Below are 21,077 nucleotides of genomic sequence, written 5' to 3'. Positions count from 1 at the left end.
GGATCAGCGGGATAACACCCGTCCTTTCCGCATTCCCACCTGTTAATCAAGTAAAATAACAGCATGTCCATTCTGGAACGTGACTTTTACAATCGCTCTGCGCTGGATGTGGCGCGGGACCTGCTGGGCTGCCGTTTGGTTCGGATGATGAACGGGCAGCGCCTGGCAGGGCTGATCCTCGAAAGCGAAGCCTATCAGGGTGAAGAGGACCTTGGCTGCCATGCCTCCGCGGGTAAAACACCCCGCACAGCAGTGATGTATGGCGAGCCGGGCCATGCCTATGTCTACTTCACCTATGGCATGCACTGGATGCTCAATGCGGTCACGGACCAACCCGAAACGCCTTCAGCCGTGCTGATCCGTGCGATCCAGCCGATAGAGGGACAGGACCTGATGACGCAAAATCGACCCTATAACGCCGGTAAGCGCGGTTGGACCGATGGCCCCGCCAAGCTGACGCAGGCTTTGGCGATTGACAAGACTTTTAATACAATAGATCTCTGCACACCAGGGGACGGCTTGTGGATCGAATCCGGCGAATCTGTTCCCGATGACCGGGTGCAGCGTTCCGCCCGGATTGGGCTTAACAGCGTGCCGGAACCCTGGCGCTCAAAACCCTGGCGATTCAACGTGAACGGAGGAGAGCTGCTTGACTGACTACGCCCAGCTCTACGAAAAACTATACACCATCCGCAGCTTCGAAACCCTGCTGCTGGATAAATTTTCCAGCGGCATCTTCCCCGGCACAACCCATACCAGCCTGGGGCATGAAGCCAATGCGGTGGGTGTGCTTTCCCATGTGCAGGAAAATGACGTGGTGGTCAGCAACCACCGCTGTCATGGACACTTCCTCGCCTATGGCGGCGACCCAACCGCCCTCTATGCTGAATTGATGGGCAAACCCGGCGGGATTTGCGGCGGGGTGGGCGGCTCACAGCACCTGCAGTGGCGCAACTTCTACTCCAACGGCATCCAGGGCGGCACCTTGGCGATGGCGGCAGGGATGGCTTTCGCCGAGAAGCGCGCCGGCCGCAATGCCATCGTGTTTGACTTCATGGGCGACGGCACCCTCGGTGAGGGGATCGTTTATGAATGCCTGAACATGATCTCACTCTGGTCGCTGCCAATCCTGATCGTGCTCGAAAACAACCATATCGCCCAAACCACCCCCACTGAAAAAGCCGTGGCAGGCAGCATGACAAAACGCTTTGAAGCCTTTGGCATCCCCACCACCCACCTTGACACCCACGACGTGACCGAAATCCTCCCGGTGGCCGGCGAACTGACTCGGCTGATCCGCCGTGAAAGTCGCCCTCAGGCCCTGGCGATCGAAACCTCCCGGCTGGGCACGCATTCCAAAGGGGATGACACCCGTGACCCAACAGAGGTTGAACTGCTCTGGACCTTCCGGGACCCGGTGGAATTTGTCGGCTTATTTTTGACGGATCAGGAACGGGCAGCTATCCAATTCAGAATCTTGGACCAAATCCAGTCGGCCTTTGACACGGCCTTGGCGATGGAAGGGAGGTCCGCATGACCGACGCCCTCCCCCGCACCGTACTGCAATCCCTTAACCAGGCCCTGCATCAGGTCCTGGCGGATAATCCCCAGGTCGTCCTGTTGGGTGAAGATATCCTCGACCCCTATGGCGGCTCCTTCAAAGTAACCCGTGGACTTTCCACGGCGTTCCCCGACCGGGTATTGACCACCCCGATCTCCGAGGCTGGAATCACCGGCATGGCTGGCGGGATGGCCCTGCGCGGCATGCGCCCGGTGGTCGAGATCATGTTTGGAGACTTTGCCACCCTGATCGCCGATCAGATTATCAATCACATCGCCAAATTCCACGGCATGTACAACAGCCAGGTGAATGCACCGGTTGTGATCCGCACGCCAATGGGCGCCCGCCGCGGTTACGGGCCCACTCACAGCCAAACACTCGAGAAGCTCTTCCTCGGCACGCCGGGGCTGACCGTCCTTGCACCTTCCCACCTGCAGGGCAGCTCAGAAATCGGCGCAGCGGGGCAACTGCTCCATGACGCCATCCTCCACCAGGATGGGCCGACCTTCTTCGTGGAAAACAAACTGCAATATCTCTTGAAACTCCTCACTTCGGAGGACCTTCAGGATTATGAGGTATCGGAAAGCCTCCCTAAAGACGGCTTCCCGGCGACCTGCACGACACTCTCCCTGCGCGGCGCACCGAAGCCGCAGATCACCCTGACCGCTTATAGTTATATGGCCCACCTAGCGCTGCAAGCACTGCACAGCCTGGCCTATGAGCATGAAATTTTCGCGGAACTGGTGATCCCAACCCGCCTCTCCCCCGCCCATCTTGATCCGCTTATCGAATCCCTTCAGCGATCCGGCAGATTGTTGGCCGTGGAAGAAGGGACCGGATCCTGGGGCTGGGGTGCGGAAGTGCTGGCCCGCGCGGCCGAAACCTTGGGGCCAAAACTAAAACGGGCAGGGCGGATCGCCGCTCAGGAAACCGTTATCCCGGTGGCTGCAGACCTGGAAGAGGCCTGCCTGCCGCAAGTTAGTGATATCATCTCGCAAGCCAGAGAAATGGTGCAAGCATGAGTGAGAAACTGATCCCGATCCAAGTGCCCCTGCTCAACCCAAACGAGAAGGAAGCCCTGCTCGTCGCTCTGGAAGCGGCGGAAGGGGAAGCTGTCCAGCAGGATGATGTGATCGCTGTGGTAGAAACCACCAAATCCACCGGTGAAGTGAACGCCCCTGCCGCGGGTTATCTGGTTGGTGTACGTTATCAGCCCGGCCAGTCGATGATTGCCGGCGAAGTGCTGGCTTATATTGGAGAATCACCCGATTCCAGCGACCCAAACTTATCTCCCTGGGCAAAAGCTGTTGAAGCTGCTGAAGAAGCTGCCCCGCAAGGCTTACGGATCACCACCCCTGCACGGGAACTGGCTGAAGGTAACGGCCTGGACCTGGCAGCGCTGCCCCTTGGCCCGTTGGTCACCCGCCAGATGGTCGCAGAACTGCTCGCTCAAAAAGCCGCTGCCAATTTACCCCCCGTCTCGGAAGGCGAGAAAAGGTTGGTGATCTTTGGCGCAGGTGGGCACGGCCGTTCACTGGCCGCGTTGATCCAAAAGATGGGCGGATTTGACCTGCTGGGCTTCGTCGATGACGGCGTCCCTGCCGGTGAGACCGTGCTGGGGCTGCCTGTCCTTGGGGGGCGGGATACTCTGGCAAAGTTGGCCGCCGACGGCATTCGGCTGGCGATCAATGGCGTGGGCGGAATCGGCAATCTGAATGCCCGCTTATCCGTCTTTGACCTGCTGCGGCAGGCTGGTTTCCAATTCCCGAAAGTGATCCACCCCACCGCTTTTATTGAAGACAGCGCCGATCTGATCGATGGGGTGCAGGTTTTTCCCCTGGCCTATGTCGGCACGGAAGTGACTGCCGGCTTCGGCACAATCATCAACACCGGCGCGATCGTCTCGCATGACTGCCAGCTGGGTAAAACCGTGAACCTCTCCCCTGGCGCAACCCTGGCCGGCGGCGTGACGGTAGGTGAAGGCACGCTGATCGGCATGCGCGCCACGGTCAACCTCAATGTCAAAATTGGGGCCTATGCCCTGGTTGGTAACGGGGCAACGGTCAAAGCGAATGTACCGGATCGCGGTGTGGTCCCGGCTGGAACGATCTGGCCGCCTCATAACTGACGGCTGCCTAAAGCGCTTGATCGGATGAGTAATTAAATAGAAAGGCATTATCCATGTTATTCGGCAATAAGAACAAACCCACAAACACACAAACTTCGGTCGGCCCGGTCGCACGGGTCACCACCGTTCTCGGCCCCGGCATTAACTGGAAAGGCGACCTGCGCGGTAAGGGTGGCGTTCGGATCGAAGGCACCCTCGAAGGCGAAATCGCCGTACGCGGTCTGGTGATCGTGGGCGAGACCGGCCGGGTGACCTGCAACGCGCTCAAAGCCGGGACGGTCATCGTAGCGGGTACGGTCAATGCGCCGATCATCGCCGAAAAGCTTGAGATCCGCGCCACCGGTCGGGTCTATGGCGACGTGACCACCCAGTCCTTCGCCACCGAAGAAGGCGCCTTCCTGCGCGGCAAGGTCACGATGGAAGAAAAAGTGGACCTCTCCGACCTGCCAGAGCCGCCTGCTGAGACGGCGATTGAAAACGAACCCACCCCCAACGACGAAACCTCACCGGAAAGCGATAATTAAGTCATGCGCCTCTCAAAAGCCTTTAGCACCACCCTGCGGGAGGTGCCATCTGATGCTGAAACCATCAGCCACCAACTCCTGCTGCGGGCGGGTTTCATCCGCCAACTGGGTGCCGGCATCTTTACCTATTTACCTCTTGCACGGCGATCCCTGAACCGGATCGAGACCATCATGCGCGAAGAGATCAATGCCATCGGTGGTCAGGAATTGACCATGCCGGTGGTGCATCCCGCCGATGTTTGGCAGGAGACCGGCCGCTGGTCGCAAATCGGTGATGAGATGGCCCGCTTCAAGGACCGCACCGGGCACGACATGGTGCTGGCGATGACCCATGAGGAGGTCGTCACTGACCTGGCCCGGCGTGAGATCCAGTCCTACCGTCAGCTCCCTCAGTTGATCTACCATATCCAGACCAAATTCCGTGATGACCCCCGCCCGCGCGCAGGGCTGATCCGTGTACGCGAATTCACCATGCTCGACAGCTACAGCCTGGACCGCGATTGGGATGGGTTGGACGGACAGTATCAGGCGCACTATGACGCCTATTTCCGGATTTTCAACCGCTGCGGGCTGCCTGTTCGGGCAGTCGGCTCGGATACCGGGATGATGGGCGGCAAGGAAGCCCATGAATATATGTACCTGACCCCTGTGGGCGAGGACACATTGATGTTCTGTGATTCCTGCGACTATTCAGCCAACCGTCAGGTGGCCGCCTTTGCCAAACCCCACCCAGCGGCGGAAGAATTGCTGCCGGTGGAAAAAGTCGCCACCCCGGATGTCACCTCCATTGCAGATCTGACCGCTTTCCTGGATATTTCCCCCACCAGGACTGCCAAAGCCGTCTTTATGACCGCGGAAGTATCCGACCGGGAACAACCCTTGCTGGTCTTCGCCGTCCTGCGCGGCGACATGGCGCTCAATGAGACCAAGCTTGCCAATGCCGTGAGTGCGGCTGACAAAGGCGCTGTCCGCAGCCTGCGACCTGCGCTCAATGAGGAGATCGAGCGGGTTGGAGCCGTGCCGGGCTATGCCTCCCCGATTGGCATCGAGCGGAAGAACGTGCTGGTGATAGCAGATGACCTGCTGGAACACTCCCCCAACATGGTGGCAGGAGCCAATGAAGTTGGATACCACCTGCGCAACACCAATCTGGGCCGGGATTATCAGGCGGATGTCATCGCCGACATCGCGCAGGCGGAAGATGAGGCGCCCTGTCCACAGTGCGGCGGCAAACTGGAAGCCAAACGCGGCGTGGAAGTGGGTAATATCTTCAAGCTGGGCACCCGCTATACCGAATCCCTGGGCGCGACTTTCCTGGACGATGAAGGGGAAGCGCACCCGATCATCATGGGCTCCTACGGCATCGGTGTGGGCCGGTTGTTGGCCTGTGTGGCCGAAGAATACAATGACGAGATGGGCCTGATTTGGCCCGTCAGCATCGCACCTTATCCCATCCATCTGGTCGTGCTCAACAGCAAGGATGGCTCCGCTGAGATCGCCGCTGAAAAGCTCTATGCTGAGCTGGTGGAAGCCGGGCTGGAGCCGCTCTATGATGACCGCGACGAGCGCGCCGGGGTTAAATTCAACGATGCCGACCTGATCGGTCTGCCCCTGCGGGTCACCGTATCGCACCGGGCCATGTCTCAGGGCGGCTACGAGTTCAAACGCCGCGATCAGGAAGATCGCTGGGTGGTCCCCGCGGATGAAGCCCTCCCCACGATCCAGAAGATCCTGGCCGAGATGGCGCAAAGCCAAAAAGACCATTTCAAGCTCTAATTTTTGATTATCCTCTGAGGTAACCGCCATGCCTGAACTTACGGCCAAATTAGTCGAAATTTTCAGCCTTGGCGGTTCCCGCGCGGGGATTCTGGACCTGCCGCACAAAACCTGGCCCATACCCGGTCAGTACCTGCCCGCGCAGGCGCTTGCGGACACTTCCGAAATCCTCCCCACACCCCTTTTCCGTGTTGGCACCGAAACAGAACGCCTGCCGCTGGCCCCGCTTCCTCCGGGCTGGCAGCCCGGTGACCAGCTGGCCATGCTCCCTCCACAGGGACAGGGATTTCAACTGCCAGCCTCTGTGCGGCGGGTGGCCTTGTGCGCCATCGGCGTGGACCCCAGCCGGTTGATGCCATTGATCCCGCTGGCAGTGGACCAAAACGCCACCGTGACACTGTTTTGCGATCCCCAACCCTCCCCGGATATCCTGCACCTGATCCCATCTGTGGTGGAAATTGCGCCACTCTCAACTTTGACGGATAATCTGGATTGGCCGGAGTATCTGGCTCTTGACCTGCCGCGGGAATCCCTGCCGCAATTGGATGAGATAATCGCACTCGACAGCCTGCCTTTTGATGGACAGATTCTGGTGCGAACAAATATGCCTTGCCACGGACTGGGGGAATGTGGCGTTTGCGCGGTGGAAACCCGCCACGGGATGAAGCTGGCCTGCAGTGAGGGACCTGTTTTTGACTTGAATGAGGTGCTGCATGTGGCTGAGTGAGGATGCCCCAATTCGCAAACAGGACCTCTACCTGGAAAAGCCCTTCGTCAACGCGGCGGGCATGCTGGGCTTTGCTCCCGATCCTCGGTCAATGCCTTTCTTGGGTCAACTGGGCGCTTTCATCACCAACCCGATCAGCCGCCGCCCGCGCCAGCCCGCCGGAAGCCGCTGCTGCCTGCCCTATCCAGGCGGATTCCTGCTGCATACCGGCTTACCCAACCCCGGGATCAGTGCAGTCATCCGCCAATACCGCCGCCGATGGGCCTCAGCCGACCTGCCGATCATCGTGCACCTGCTGGCCGAAGATCCCGGCTCGCTGGCGGAGATGGTTCGCAAGCTGGAAGGGTTGGAAAACCTGCTGGCGGTTGAATTAGGCCTGGCGCCGAACTGCCCACCCGAACAGCTGGCGGATTACCTGACTGTGGCCGAGGGAGAGCTGCCCGCAGTGGTCTGCCTGAGCCCGGAGCAGCTGCCTGTGTTGCTGCCCACCCTGCAGGAGCTGAACCCGATTGCCCTCCACCTGACCCAGCCGCGCGGTACCCTGCCCGGACCGGATGAACCCTTGGTATCGGGAAGGCTCTACGGCCCAGCGGTGTTTCCTTTAATGTTGAATGCCGCCCGGGAGGCGGTGAAGAGTAGAATTCCGGTGATCGTGGATGGGGGAATAGGTGATGAAACCCAGGCAGAGGCGTTGCTTGGGTTAGGTGTGCTGGCAGTAGGTCTTGGTGCGGCTCTATGGGGAATAAATCCATTGTAGCTATTGTAGATCACGTGCCGCGCAGCGCACGTGACAACATATATCCCAATTATCCCAGATTGCTTCGCTACGCTCGCAATGACAATTTTCTATAGGCTGTCCACGCTGCATGTTACCTTCAGGATCCTTATATACGGTGGGTTGGCAACCCACCCCACGCTTACGTTTATTTTCCTATTACCTAATACCTGATACCAAATTTATCCATTCACCATCCCCCCAATTTCCCCCTTTTCTATTGTCAGACAATTGACAGAATCATACTATTTCGTTAAACTAAAGTTGCAAGTGTCAGACAATTATTGTCTAGCCAACTCACCAAAACCTAGGTGGAGGGATATGTCTACCTTACTCCTCAAAAACATTGAGATGCTGGTTACCATGGACGACCAGCGTCGTGAACTTCAACGCACCAATATCTACATCAACAACGGCTTCATCCAGGCCATTGGCGACGCGCAAGACATGCCCGCCACAGTTGATGAGGTCATTGACCTTTCGGGCCATATCGTTTTCCCCGGCCTGATCAACACCCATCACCATTTCTATCAAACACTGACCCGAGCGGTCCCCAAGGCCCAGGACGCCAACCTTTTTAACTGGCTGACCACACTCTACCCGATTTGGGCTCGAATGACCGCTGAGGACATCTACATTTCCACGCAGACCGCGCTTTCGGAACTGGCGCTCTCGGGCTGCACCACAGCTTCAGACCACCTCTACCTCTTCCCCAACGACTCCAAACTCGATGATGAGATTGCAGCCGCAGGGGAAGTTGGTTTACGGCTGCATGCCTCCCGCGGCTCAATGAGCCTGGGCGAATCCCAGGGCGGTCTGCCCCCGGACAGCGTGGTTGACACCGAAGCACACATCCTGGCCGACAGCCAACGCCTGATCGAAACCTATCACGACCCGAACCCCGGCTCAATGGTACAGATCGTTCTGGCGCCCTGTTCTCCCTTCAGCGTGACCACTGAACTGATGCGCCAATCGGCTGTTCTGGCCCGGGAATACGGCGTGCATCTGCACACGCATCTGGCTGAAACCGCTGACGAAGAGGACTTCTGCCTCGACATGTTCGGTCACCGGCCGGTTGCCTATATGCAGGAAGTCGGCTGGATCGGCAACGATGTCTGGTTTGCCCACAGCGTGCATGTCAACCATGACGAAATCGAGCTCTATGCCCACACCGGCTGCGGCGTGGCCCACTGCCCCAGCTCCAATATGCGGCTGGCCTCCGGCATCGCTCCGATCCTGGAAATGCTCACCAGTGGCGTGAAGGTTGGGCTGGGTGTGGATGGCTCTGCCAGCAATGACAGTTCTCACCTGCTGGCCGAAGCCCGTCAGGCAATGCTGCTCTCCCGGGTTGGCGCCGGTATGATGGGTGCCTCCCGCTCCAGCGACGACGCTCCCCCACTGATGACCGCCCGCCAGGCGCTCGAAATTGCCACCCGCGGCGGCGCTGCCGTTTTGGGGCGAGACGACATCGGTTCACTCGAAGTCGGCAAATGCGCCGACCTCTTTGCCATCAATCTCCATCGGATTGATTATGCCGGTGCCCTCCACGACCCGGTGGCTGCAGCGCTGTTCTGCACCCCGCAAAAAGTGGACCTGAATATCGTTGGCGGCAAGGTAATCGTCAAAGATGCCCGAATGGTAACGGTTGATGAACCCACTCTTATAAAAAAGCACAATCAGGCGACTACCCGTTTATTGACTCACGATCTGTAGCCAGAATTATCCACTGGTACACAATCAGAGATTCCATCTTTATCACATCACCAATAATCTACATTAGAGAAACAAAGGAAAAATAGGAAAAATGATCACCGCTTCACTACTGAATGAAATTCACAAAAGAGTTGAACAAAACCGCTCAGACATCATACAATTCTTGCGAGAGATCGTCGCTATTCCAAGTATGGACTCACAGATTGGTCCGGTCTGCGAGAGAATTCGCTCTGAAATGATTAAACTAAACTATGACGAAGTCCGCCTAGATAAAATGGGGAACATATTAGGCAGAATCGGAAACGGTAAACAGACCATTGTCTTTGACTCCCATATTGATACTGTCGGAATTGGTGATCCTACCACCTGGGAATGGGATCCCTTTATTGGCAAAATTGAAGGCGACATGTTTTATGCCCGGGGGACTTGTGATGATAAAGGCTCCACGCCAGGAATGGTGTATGGCCTGGCAATTGCACGCGACTTGGGTTTATTGGACGATTGGACTGTTTATTATTTTGGGAATATGGAAGAATGGTGCGACGGCATCGCTCCCAACAGCTTTGTTGAAGAAGATCCGGGGATTAAACCGGATTTCGTCATCATTGGCGAACCAACCAAGATGAATATCTACCGGGGGCACAAAGGCCGGATTGAGTTCAAAGTCACGGCAAAAGGAAAATCCGCCCATGCCGCGTCCAACCAATTGGGCAAAAATGCCATCTACCTTTTGTTACCTGTGATTGAGGGAATCCGCAACCTGGAACCCCAATTGGGAAATGATGATTTCCTGGGACCTGGAAAGATAACAGTGTCGGATATGAAAGTGCAAACCCCCTCAATCAATGCCGTTCCTGATGAGGCAGTGATTTACATTGACCGCCGGATGACCTACGGTGAGACCAAAGAGGAAGCTTTACAACAAATCCGGGCGTTAATCCCAACAGAATTTGAAGATTCAATAACGATTGAACCCCTTTTCTACAATGAACCTTCCTATACAGGTTTCGTTTTCCCTGTGGAAAAATATTTTCCAGTCTGTGAAACCAACGAAAATCACCCGCTGGTAGAGGCGGGCGTTCACGCGCGGGAATTAATCGGGTTGCCAGAATCAAAAGTCGGTAAATGGGATTTCTCTACCAATGGTATTTATTGGAATGGTAAGGCTGGAATTCCATCGATTGGCTTTGGCCCTGGCGACGAGGAAACAGCTCACACAGATCTAGACAGTGTAAATCTAAATGATGTCGTCAAAGCCACAGAATTCTATGCAGTAATCAGTCATCTGATCGGCAAACAATTGGAACTTGAAACCTTCAGCTATCCAATGAATTGATTCCACATCATTTTTCAAGTGATCGTTTATAACTTACAATCAGGAAAAGGCATGACCACAGAACCTTCAACTTATCAGCGTTTACAGAATGAGCTTAGGGACCTTATAGAAAGATCGCCGAAGGGAACCAAGCTGCCATCTGAACCCAAATTGGCGGATCAATTGGGCGTATCCCGAGCGACTTTACGGGAAGCCATGCGCACCTTTGAGAGCCAGGGCATGCTTCGGCGGCGTCAAGGTTTAGGTACCTTTGTGGTCGGCCCCACCCGCGTGATTGATTCGGGGCTTGAAGTATTAGAAAGCCTTGAAAAACTGGCTGAAAAAATCGACCTCCATTTGGAGATGGGTGAATTGAAAATCACCCACATCGATACTGACGCCCACCTTGCAAACCAACTCGAGATCCAAATTGGTGATTCTCTACTTGAAGTACGCAGAGTTATCCTCTCAGATAGCTCTCCTGTGGCTTATTTGGTAGATATCCTCCCAGAGGATATGATCTCTCCCGAAGCCCTGTCAACCCGATTCACAGGCTCAGTACTTGATCTATTGATTCACCTCGGTGAACCCCCGCTGTCCATTTCAAAGACCGAGATAAGCGCGATCAGCGCCCCCGCAGAAGTCGCCAAAGCAATGAATATCCAACGCGGTGATACCCTGCTCCTGCTTAATGGTCTTCTTTTTGACGACGACGGTAACCCTATCGACTATTCCTACAGCTACTTCTTGCCTGGGTATTTCCGTCTACACATTATTCGGAAAATTGGTGGTGTGACTCCCTAATAGCGCACCACCTTTAAACAACTTACCTTATCATGTAAAGGAGTAGTAGAATCATGCGTAGTTTTTCTGGTCGTGACATACTATCATTAAAGGATTTCGAACGCAATGAATTTTTCCGCGTCTTCGAAATCGCCGAAGAAGTTGAACCCATCGCTCGTAACCGGCTAAATTCCGATCTTCTTAAGGAAAAAACCTTGGTCACCGCTTTCTACCAGCCCAGCACCCGAACCCGGCTGGCCCATGAAGCAGCGATGATCCGCCTGGGCGGCCAGGTGACCGGCTTCTCCGATGCCAAGATGACCCGTGCCGGAGATTTCTATCAGGAATCGATCAAAGACACCGTCAAAATGCTAGAGTTCTATGGTGATGTAATCGTGATGCGCCATTTCCAGCAGGGTGCGCCTGCTGAAGCCGCAAAATGGGCATCCGTCCCTGTGATCAATGGTGGCGACGGATGGGGTGAACACCCCACCCAGATCCTTACCGACTTCTACACTGTTCTGCGTGAGAAAGGCCATCTGGATGGTTTGAAATGGCTGGCTGTCGGCGATATGCGGATGCGCACCATGCACTCCCTGGCCTTCGGTCTGACCCAGTTCGACTGCCCGATCACCTTCGTTTCCCCACCAGAAATGTCCCTGACGGACGAAATGAAAGCCGAACTCAACAAGTACAGCCTGGATTACAAAGAAGTTGAACATGTTGAGCAAGCAATTGCTGATGCCGATGTAATCCTGGTGGAACCTGTAGTCCAGCCTGACTACACAAAATCCCGCGACGAGCGCGATGGCGATGTGGGCATGACGCCCTCCAACTACAAAATCACTCGCGACTTGCTGGCTAATAAAGCAAAATCCGATGCGATTCTGCTGCACTCCCTGCCTCGAATGGATGAAATTCCACCCGATGTGGATATCACTAAATGGTCCCGCTATTGGCAGGAAGCCTTCAATGGCGTTGTGATGCGAATGGCCCTCCTGGCCCTTGTTCTCGGCGCAACCGAGTAATTTTACCCAAATTTCAGGGTGCCATCAATTTCATGGCACCCCGATGAGACTAAAGGAGAAACCCTATGATCACCGATTTACGCGGACGTGACTTGATCAGCGACCTCGATTTCAGCAAGGAAGAGGTCGAAACCGTATTGGATGTGGCTTTTGATCTCAAGCGCAAACGCGCTCTGCATGAGCCGCATGCCTACCTGCGCGACAAAGTCCTGGGGATGCTGTTCTTCTTCTCCAGCACCCGCACCCGATGCTCCTTCGAAGCCGGCATGGCCCAATTGGGCGGCCATGCAGCCTTCATCGAATCCAAATCCACTCAGATCTCCCATGGCGACACCGAAACCGAGATCGGCGAGATCCTCGGCCGGTATTTCGATGGCATCGCCATCCGCCATTGTGACTGGGGCATCGGCAACCGCTATTTGAACCTGGTTGCCAAAGCCTCCAGAGTGCCTGTATTGAACATGCAGGATGACTTCTATCATCCGCATCAATGCCTGGCCGACCTGATGACTATCTGGGAAAAGAAAGGCCGTGACCTGCGCGGCAAGAAGATCGTCGTTTCCTGGGCCTATGCAGCCTCCTATTCCAAACCGATCTCCGTGCCTCAATCTCTAATCCTCCAGATGCCCCGCTTCGGTCTGGATGTCACCCTGGCGCACCCACCAGAGTTCAAACTGATGCCCGAGATCATGGACCAGGCCAAAGAACAAGCCCGTAAGTACAACACCGGCTTTGAGGTCGTGGACAGCATGGAAGAAGGCTTTAAAGATGCCGATATCGTCTATGCCAAATCCTGGGGCCCCCTGATCACCACCGAAGATCCTGCCGAAATCACCAAGATCACTCAGAAGTACGAAAGCTGGATCACCGACGAGAAGAAGATCGCCCTGGCGAAGGATGATTCGATCTATATGCACCCCCTGCCAGCCGACCGCAACATCGAAGTGACCGATGGCGTGATCGATGGCCCGCATTCTGTGGTGTTCGATGAAGCTGAGAACCGCTTGCATGCCCAGAAAGCCGTCATGGCTTTGACCATGGCCTAAATTCAACCACTATTAGGAGAGAATAACCCAATGGAAAAAAAGGGAATTGCAGTTGTCGCCGTTGGCGGTAACGCATTAATTAAAGATAAAGCTCATAAAACTGTTGAAGACCAATTTGATGCAGCCAAGGAGACCATGGGCCACATTGTGGACATGATCGAAAAAGGCTGGGATGTGGTCGTCACGCATGGGAACGGTCCCCAGGTTGGATTCATCCTGCGTCGTTCCGAACTTTCCAAACACGAGCTGCATGAAGTGCCGCTGGATTACTGCGGTGCGGATACTCAGGGTGCTATTGGCTACATGTTCCAGAAAGCCCTGCACAATGAATTCGAACGCCGCGGCATCAAGAAAGACGCAGCAACTGTTGTGACCCAGACCATTGTCAGCAAAGAAGATCCTGCCTTCCAAAACCCGACCAAACCGATCGGCTCCTTCATGGACGAAGCGGACGCGAAAGAACGCGAATCCAAAGAAGGCTGGACTGTGGTGGAAGATGCCGGACGTGGTTGGCGCCGGGTTGTTCCCTCCCCACTCCCCAAGGAAATCGTTGAAGCGCCCGTGATTGATGCCCTGATCAAAGCCGGCATCATTGTGGTTGGCGTTGGCGGCGGCGGGATCCCTGTCGTCAAATCCGAAGATGGCATCATCAAGGGTGTGGATGCCGTGATCGACAAAGATTTCGGCTCCTCTCTGCTGGCAGTCAACATCAATGCGGACCTTTTTGTCATCAGCACCGCTGTTGAGAAAGTGGCTCTGAACTTCAACACCCCCGATGTCAAATGGCTCGACCAGATGACTGTGGCGGAAGCCAAGCAATACATCGAAGAAGGGCACTTCAAACCGGGCAGCATGCTCCCCAAGGTCCAGGCGATCATCAAATACCTGGAAGCTGGCGGCAAGAAAGCGCTGATCACCGACCCCGAACACATCGGTGAAGCCCTGGATGGAAAAACAGGCACCTGGATTCTTCCCTAATTTCCAAAAAACGAGGGCTGTTATAATCAACATAGCAGCCCTTTTCTGCATAATATTCAAGTCCTGGTTCAAGGGAAATTCACTATGACACCCAAATTTTCACATTACCAATGTTCACTTTGCGGCGCGGAATATGGCCCCGATGAAGTGACCTATACCTGTCCCAAAGACGGCGGCAACTTGAACGTCATCCTCGATTACGAAGCCCTTAAAGCCAAATACTCCCCAGATAAATTCATGAACCTGCCCGAAGCCTCGCTCTGGCGTTACCTGAACCTGCTGCCTGTGGGAGATCCCGGCGGCCTGGGAACACCTCTCCGGCGTGCCGGCTGGACGCCCGTCTACCAACCCACCCGCCTGGCCGAGAAACTTGGCCTTCAAAAGCTTTGGATCAAGGATGAAAGCCCCAATCCCACCGCCTCATTCAAGGACCGGGCCAGTGCGATCGTCGTCGCCCGTGCCAATCAGATCGGTGCGGAAGTGACCGTGGCCGCCTCCACCGGCAATGCCGGTGCAGCGCTGGCCGGAATGGCAGCAGCTGTTGGCTCGCGGGCTGTGATCTTTGCCCCCCGCACAGCCCCACCCGCCAAAATTGCTCAGTTGATCGTCTTCGGCGCCCAGGTGCTGCTGGTGGATGGCACCTATGACCAGGCTTTTGACCTCAGTATTGAAGCGACCGAGAATTTCGGCTGGTATAACCGCAACACCGGCTTCAACCCCTTCACTGCTGAAGGCAAGAAAACCGCTGGGTTCGAAATCTGGGAACAGGTCATCCGCCAACTCCCCAATGGCAGCAAACCTCTGACCGTCTTCGTCCCGGTGGGCGATGGCAACATCATCTCCGGTGTGCATAAAGGCTTCAAAGACCTCCATGCCCTTGGCTGGCTGCCGCAGATCCCGCGCATCATAGGCGTCCAATCCGAAGGATCCGCCGCCATTGCCAACACCTTTAACCAGGGCGATGAAGACATCAAACCCGTCAGCGCCAGCACCCTGGCCGACAGCATCTCCGTGGACCTGCCGCGGGATGGCGTGCGCGCTGTCCGGGCAGCCCGAGAGACCGGCGGCACCTATCTGATCGTCCCCGATCAGGCGATCCTGAATGCGATTGCCGAACTCGGTAAGGTCGGGATCTTTGCTGAGCCCGCCGCCGCCACCGCCTATGCCGGCCTGGTGAAAGCCGTGGATGAGCATGTCGTGGCCCCGGATGATCCGGTGTTGGTGCTCAGCACAGGCAGCGGCCTCAAGGACGTCAAAGCTGCGATGCAGGCCGTCCAGGAAGCGCCAATCATTGAACCGACGCTTTCAGCAGTGAAAAAGGTGCTTCAATGAAAAAACCTACCTTTTCTATTATTGCGCCGATCTATAATGAACTGGAAAACATCCCTGAGCTTTATCCGCGGGTGCGCGATGTGATGGATCAGACCGGCGAACCCTGGGAACTGATCCTCATAGATGACGGCTCCAAGGATGGCTCAACAGAGATCATCCGCAAGCTGGCTGAAAACGATGAACGGGTGCGTCCGATCATCTTTGCCCGCAATTTTGGTCACCAGATCGCCGTGACCGCAGGACTGGATTTCAGCCGCGGTGACGCCGTGATCATCATTGACGCCGACCTGCAAGACCCGCCCGAAGTGATCCTTCAACTCATTGAAAAATGGCGCGAGGGTTACGAGGTGGTCTATGCCGTGCGATCTGAGCGCGAGGGCGAAACCTGGTTCAAGAAAACCACTGCCGCACTTTTCTACCGGCTGATCTATAAGATCACCGATGTTGACATTCCGCTGGATACCGGCGACTTCCGCCTGATGGACCGCAAGGTTGTAGCTGTGATGGATAAGATGCGCGAGAAGCATCGCTTCCTGCGCGGGATGTCTACCTGGGTAGGCTTCAAACAGATCGGTGTGGAATATAAGCGCCATGCCCGATTTGCCGGTGAGACCAAGTATCCCCTCAAGAAAATGATCCAATTGGCTTTGAACGCCATCACCAGTTTTTCCTATTTCCCCCTTCAGCTGGCCACCTACCTTGGCTTCATTTGCGCCGGTTTGGCTGTGATTGCGATCCCCGTGGTTGCGATCCTGCGCCTCACAACAGGGACAGTCCTGCTGGGGCAAGCCACCACTTTGACCATTGTGCTCTTCCTCGGTGGCGTGCAACTGATCAGCCTGGGGATCATCGGTGAATACATCGGCCGGATCTATGATGAGGCCAAGGGACGCCCGCTCTATATCGTCGCCGAAGCCCCCGAAGACATGGAAAACCCGGAAGCCTAAACGAGCCTTCTATAAAACGGATTAGTCCAAAATCTCAAAATACAATCCTCTAAAAAGAGGATATAATAGACATGTAATTGTCTGACAAATACCAAGGAGTCCCTTAATGGCAAAAATCGACCTCACCGTTTTTCCTGATCGACTTGAACGAACGATTCAACGCGTTCGCGAGCGCAACATCATCATCCCCACCTTCGCCCAAATGCGCAATCCAAGTCTGGTGCCCGACAAGATCAAAGAACAACTGAAAACCGTTGGTCTTTGGGACCTGGATCCCCGCAACTTATTCCGGATCACCTGGCACAACGAACCTAAAGCCTCCGGTGGCCTTTTTGGCGGCCTGAACTATATCGAATTCCCCGAAAGCCTGACCGGCACCCCCGCCCGGATCGTGGCCCTGGTTGGCAAGTGGTTCCCCACCGGCGCGCACAAAGTCGGCGCAGCCTTCGGCTGTCTGGTACCCCGCCTGGTCACCGGTCAGTTTGACCCCACCCAGCAAAAAGCTGTATGGCCCTCCACCGGCAACTACTGCCGTGGCGGCGCATATGACTCCGCATTGCTGGCCTGCGAATCCATCGCGATCCTCCCGGAAGAGATGAGCAAGGAACGTTTCGAGTGGCTCGCCAGCATCGCCGGCGAAACCATCAAGACCCCCGGTTCCGAATCCAACGTCAAAGAAATCTTTGACAAGTGCTGGGAACTGCGCAATTCCGGTGAAGACCTGATGATCTTCAACCAGTTTGATGAATTCGGCAACTACCTTTGGCACTATGACATCACCGGCCATGCTATTGAAGAACTGGTCCAGCAACTCGCTGGTCCCAAAGACACTTACCGCGGTATGGTCTCCGCCACCGGTTCCGCCGGGACAATCGCCAGCGGCGATTACATGAAGCAGAAATTCCCCAGCAGTTTCGTGGCTGCTTCCGAAGCCGTCCAATGCCCGACCCTCTATGAGAACGGTTTCGGCGCTCACCGGATCGAAGGCATCGGCGACAAGCACGTGCCCTGGATTCATCATGCCAGCAACACCGATTTTGTGGTCGCCATTGACGACAACGCTGTTGTCAATCTGGCCCGCCTGTTCAACGAACCCGAAGGCCAGACGCACCTGGTGAATTCCGGTGTACCCACTGAACTCGTTGAAAACCTGGACCTGCTGGGCTTCTCCGGCATCTCCAACGTGCTCTCCGCCATCAAAGTCGCGAAATATCGTGAACTGACCGAGAACGACATCGTTGTGACCGTTCTGACCGACTCAATGGAACTTTACAACAGCCGTCTGCACGAAATGCGCGAGGAAATGGGCGAATATTCCGAGAAAGCCGCAGCCGTTGATGACAGCCGCTGGCTGAAGGGCCTCGCTACCGATTACCTCGAAGACCTGACTTACATTGGCCAGAAACGCATCCATAACCTGAAGTACTTCACATGGGTTGAACAACAGGGCAAGACCTATCAGGAGATCAAGGACCAATGGTACCAGCGTGATTACTGGACCGAACTCCAGGCCGAGATCCCCGCTATTGATGAAAAGATCGAGGAGTTCAACGCCAAGGTTGGACTGCTCTAATCTCCCTTTCACAGTTGAATCAAAAGCTCCCGGATGCAAGATGCCGGGAGTTTTTGATTAAATTACCCTGTCATTGCGAGCGTAGCGAAGCAATCTCGCCAGGAAAGCAGCCTCTGGGATTGCCACGCCCCTGACGGGGCTCGCAATGACAAGAAGTAAGGAAAATAAGTAGGTCACATGCCGCGTAGCGCATGTGACAGCCTTTCTCCCACGATGAATTCCATGATAGAATCCCAAAGACCTCACAAACAAAGGGGAAATCATGAGCAGCATCCTTCCTGAAACAGCCCTGATCCTGGTCGCCATCCTGCCCTCCCAGCGCGATTTCGACATCGCTCGCCTGTTTGGCTGGTATCGCATTCCACTGAAAAACGCACCCAAGGTGATCTCTGTCGATTACCTGGCTTTCTACCAAACCAAGGTTTTTGGCAAGGCGGAGCGCTGGCAGATCGCTTATGTCGCCAGCATCCTCGGTCATGAGCTCACCCGGCGGCGCGACTTGATTAGGGATGAGCCTAATCACCCCCGGGCGCAGGAGGAATACTTCAAATTACAGATCGGTCCCCTGCAACGCCTGGAACACCCGATCCCGGCCAGTGACTGGAAACGGATCACTTTCTTCTATACCACAGGGGAACAATTCCAAACCGCCCAGACGATCAACGACTTGGTAGTCAAAGCTCAGGAGGAACGGGAAGTGCTGTGGCATTCCCTGCGCGAGCGAGCCTTACAGTCCAATGAATATCAGGCTGATACGCTCCCCGATACAGCCCTGGACCCAGCCATCCTGGCCCTATTGGGAGGCCTCAACTCCTTTGGTTCAAAATAAGCAAGTAGGAAAAATTGGTTGAGTATTCACCATTCACAATCCCCCAATATTAAAATAATAACCGGCCAGTTTGCGGAAACCTGGCCGGTATTGTTTTCTAAATTATTTAAGTCTCTCGACTTACAGGGGTAGGACATCCTTGGCCTGAAGACCCTTGGGGCCTTGTTCCACGGAAAATTCGACTTTCTGGTCCTCTTTCAGGGATTTGAAGCCTGAACCAGTGATCGCGGAGAAATGTACGAATACGTCATCTCCCTGCTCACGAGCGATAAAACCAAAGCCTTTTGCATCATTGAACCATTTCACGGTTCCAATTTCTTTTTCTGCCATTCTAACTGTTTCCTTTTGTAAAAGTGTTGACTATTGTGAAGTCCTCATTAGTGGAAAAAAAAGCACCACCCAGTCTCCGCAAGTCTGGATGGTCGCTACCTTTCCAAAAACTGACTTCACTTCAACAACCACTATACCATATAAAATAAATTTGTCAATCATACAATTTTAGAGAATGACTCATGGTCACGCCACAAATTCCGGCGGCTTATCCTTTTACCCAATATCTGCTAAAATCATTAACGAGGAAAATTTATCCACATCAGCATATTTTGGAGCATCAAAATGGCTACTTTGATAAAAAACGGCACCTTAATCACGGCCAGTGAAACTTATAAAGCCGACATTCTCATTGAAAATGAAAAGATCGCCCTGATTGGCAAAAACCTTTCCCATCCCAACGCGGATGTCGTTGATGCCACAGGACTCTATGTTCTCCCGGGCGGGGTTGATGCCCATGTCCACCTGGACTTGCCAATGTTCGGCACGGTATCCTCCGATGACCATTACACCGGGATGAAAGCCGCGGCTTTTGGCGGCACCACCACGGTAATCGACTTTGTTCCTCAGGATGAAGGCACCCTGGCGGAAAATATTGATCGCTGGCGTGCCAAAGCGGACCCGAAAGCTGCACTAGATTACGGCTTCCATATGAACATCACCCGCTTCGATAAAGACGTGGCCAAGGAGATCTTCAGTCTGCCCGATCTTGGGATCACCAGCCTCAAGGTCTTTACTGCCTACAACGGCCGCCTGCGCTTGCAGGATGGCGAGATCTTTCGGGTGATGCGGGTGGCCAAATCGGCCGGAATCCTGACCCTGGTGCACGCAGAGAACGGGGATGTGATTGACATCCTGGTCGAAGAAGCCCTGCAGGCCGGCAACACCGATCCAATCTATCATGCCAAGACCCGCCCCGCCTGGGGTGAGGTGGAAGCGTCCTTGCGGGCAGCCGCCCTGGCCGCTCAGGCTGGCGATGCCCCGCTCTATCTCGTGCATATGAACACCGCCGGTGAAGTGGACCAGCTGCAATATGCCCGCGAACACGGCCTCAATATGATGGGCGAAACCTGTCCACAGTACCTGTTCTTTGACGAAAACGATCTGCGCCGTCCCGATGGCGCTAAATGGATCTGTTCACCACCCATGCGCACCCGCGCGGATAACGAGCGCGTTTGGGAAGGTCTGGAGAAAGGTATCATCCAGGTCGTCTCCACCGATCACTGCCCCTTCTTCTATGACGGCACCCAGCCGATCGACTACGAAGGCAAGCCCGTCGCCATCCCCGGTAAAGAACTCGGTGGAGGCGATTTCACCAAGATTCCCAACGGCCTGCCCGGCGTGGGTGACCGGATGCCGGTACTCTGGACTGAAGCTGTTGACAGCGACCGGCTGACACCCAACCAGTTCGTCGCCCTGCATGCCACCAACCCGGCCCGTATCTTCGGGCTTTACCCCCAGAAAGGCTCCCTGATCCCCGGTGCGGATGCCGACATTGCCATTTGGGACCCCAACAAGGAACTGACCTATGGCGTTGAGGTCGCCAAGCACCGCACAGACTACAACCTTTATGAAGGCTGGCAGCTCAAGGGCTTCCCTGTAATGGTCTTCTTGCGCGGGCAGAAGATCGTGGATCATGGCAACTGGTATGGTAAACCCGGTATGGGAAAATTCCTGCACCGGCGTGAAGGCGAAATCCTGGCCTGAGCCCT

The 21,077-nt window shown here is 55.2% G+C and carries 20 protein-coding genes; 19 read left to right on the top strand and 1 reads right to left on the bottom strand.

The genetic code is table 11. The features are described from left to right. The first annotated feature begins 63 nt into the window (after positions 1-63). The 18 genes from JR338_10440 to JR338_10355 all read left to right on the top strand — a co-directional run bounded on the left by JR338_10440 (position 64) and on the right by JR338_10355 (position 19,035). Positions 64-657: a DNA-3-methyladenine glycosylase gene (locus JR338_10440; protein ID QRN82827.1), complete on the top strand. Its 594-nt coding sequence runs from the start codon at positions 64-66 to the stop codon at positions 655-657. Further along, positions 650-1,537 (top strand): thiamine pyrophosphate-dependent dehydrogenase E1 component subunit alpha, encoded by an 888-nt coding sequence (locus JR338_10435; protein ID QRN82826.1) that lies wholly within the window; start codon positions 650-652, stop codon positions 1,535-1,537. The genes JR338_10440 and JR338_10435 overlap by 8 nt, the downstream gene beginning before the upstream one ends. After that, positions 1,534-2,583, top strand: a complete 1,050-nt coding sequence (locus JR338_10430; protein QRN82825.1) for an alpha-ketoacid dehydrogenase subunit beta — start codon at positions 1,534-1,536, stop codon at positions 2,581-2,583. Before JR338_10435 ends, JR338_10430 begins: the two co-directional genes overlap by 4 nt. Next, a complete protein-coding gene (locus JR338_10425) occupies positions 2,580-3,689 on the top strand; it encodes a NeuD/PglB/VioB family sugar acetyltransferase (GenBank protein QRN82824.1) in 1,110 nt (369 codons plus the stop codon). The genes JR338_10430 and JR338_10425 overlap by 4 nt, the downstream gene beginning before the upstream one ends. A gap of 53 nt (positions 3,690-3,742) precedes the next feature. Next, positions 3,743-4,213, top strand: a complete 471-nt coding sequence (locus JR338_10420) for a polymer-forming cytoskeletal protein (protein QRN82823.1) — start codon at positions 3,743-3,745, stop codon at positions 4,211-4,213. 3 nt (positions 4,214-4,216) lie between these two features. Beyond that, positions 4,217-5,989 (top strand): proline--tRNA ligase, encoded by a 1,773-nt coding sequence (locus JR338_10415; protein QRN82822.1) that lies wholly within the window; start codon positions 4,217-4,219, stop codon positions 5,987-5,989. 28 nt (positions 5,990-6,017) lie between these two features. After that, complete coding sequence (locus tag JR338_10410; GenBank protein ID QRN82821.1) at positions 6,018-6,716, top strand: hypothetical protein; 699 nt, start codon at positions 6,018-6,020, stop codon at positions 6,714-6,716. Next, a complete protein-coding gene (locus JR338_10405; protein ID QRN82820.1) occupies positions 6,703-7,473 on the top strand; it encodes a hypothetical protein in 771 nt (256 codons plus the stop codon). Before JR338_10410 ends, JR338_10405 begins: the two co-directional genes overlap by 14 nt. A 339-nt stretch (positions 7,474-7,812) precedes the next feature. Next, positions 7,813-9,204, top strand: coding sequence for an 8-oxoguanine deaminase (locus JR338_10400; protein ID QRN82819.1), 1,392 nt, complete (start codon positions 7,813-7,815; stop codon positions 9,202-9,204). 91 nt (positions 9,205-9,295) lie between these two features. Next, positions 9,296-10,540 carry a YgeY family selenium metabolism-linked hydrolase gene (locus JR338_10395; protein ID QRN82818.1) on the top strand — a complete coding sequence of 415 codons (1,245 nt, stop codon included), beginning with the start codon at positions 9,296-9,298 and terminating at the stop codon, positions 10,538-10,540. A 51-nt stretch (positions 10,541-10,591) separates the two neighbouring features. Beyond that, entirely contained in the window at positions 10,592-11,323 is a 732-nt protein-coding gene (locus JR338_10390) for a GntR family transcriptional regulator (GenBank protein QRN82817.1), read from the top strand. A 53-nt stretch (positions 11,324-11,376) separates the two neighbouring features. Next, positions 11,377-12,330, top strand: a complete 954-nt coding sequence (pyrB, locus tag JR338_10385; GenBank protein ID QRN82816.1) for an aspartate carbamoyltransferase — start codon at positions 11,377-11,379, stop codon at positions 12,328-12,330. Between the two features lie 65 nt (positions 12,331-12,395). Beyond that, entirely contained in the window at positions 12,396-13,376 is a 981-nt protein-coding gene (locus JR338_10380) for an ornithine carbamoyltransferase (protein QRN82815.1), read from the top strand. Between the two features lie 30 nt (positions 13,377-13,406). Continuing rightward, positions 13,407-14,354: a carbamate kinase gene (gene arcC / locus JR338_10375; protein QRN82814.1), complete on the top strand. Its 948-nt coding sequence runs from the start codon at positions 13,407-13,409 to the stop codon at positions 14,352-14,354. Between the two features lie 84 nt (positions 14,355-14,438). Continuing rightward, a complete protein-coding gene (gene thrC / locus JR338_10370) occupies positions 14,439-15,686 on the top strand; it encodes a threonine synthase (protein ID QRN82813.1) in 1,248 nt (415 codons plus the stop codon). Further along, positions 15,683-16,633 carry a glycosyltransferase family 2 protein gene (locus tag JR338_10365; GenBank protein ID QRN82812.1) on the top strand — a complete coding sequence of 317 codons (951 nt, stop codon included), beginning with the start codon at positions 15,683-15,685 and terminating at the stop codon, positions 16,631-16,633. The genes thrC and JR338_10365 overlap by 4 nt, the downstream gene beginning before the upstream one ends. Before the next feature lie 106 nt (positions 16,634-16,739). Further along, a complete protein-coding gene (locus JR338_10360) occupies positions 16,740-18,206 on the top strand; it encodes a pyridoxal-phosphate dependent enzyme (GenBank protein ID QRN82811.1) in 1,467 nt (488 codons plus the stop codon). Between the two features lie 262 nt (positions 18,207-18,468). Beyond that, positions 18,469-19,035 (top strand): hypothetical protein, encoded by a 567-nt coding sequence (locus JR338_10355; GenBank protein QRN82810.1) that lies wholly within the window; start codon positions 18,469-18,471, stop codon positions 19,033-19,035. A 120-nt stretch (positions 19,036-19,155) separates the two neighbouring features. On the opposite strand, the gene JR338_10350 is transcribed toward JR338_10355, so the two are convergent. Further along, complete coding sequence (locus JR338_10350; GenBank protein QRN82809.1) at positions 19,156-19,365, bottom strand: cold-shock protein; 210 nt, start codon at positions 19,363-19,365, stop codon at positions 19,156-19,158. 285 nt (positions 19,366-19,650) lie between these two features. Here JR338_10350 and hydA point away from each other — a divergent pair, with 285 nt between their 5' ends. Continuing rightward, the gene (hydA, locus tag JR338_10345; protein QRN82808.1) at positions 19,651-21,072 is read left to right on the top strand and encodes a dihydropyrimidinase; all 1,422 of its coding nucleotides are present in this window, start codon (positions 19,651-19,653) and stop codon (positions 21,070-21,072) included. The last annotated feature ends 5 nt before the right edge of the window (positions 21,073-21,077 follow it).

The sequence above is a fragment of the Chloroflexota bacterium genome (assembly GCA_016887485.1).
Classification (GTDB): Bacteria; Chloroflexota; Anaerolineae; order Anaerolineales; family Anaerolineaceae; genus Brevifilum.
Note: the sequence above shows the minus strand (reverse complement) of the source record. Positions and strands in the feature narration are given on the sequence as shown.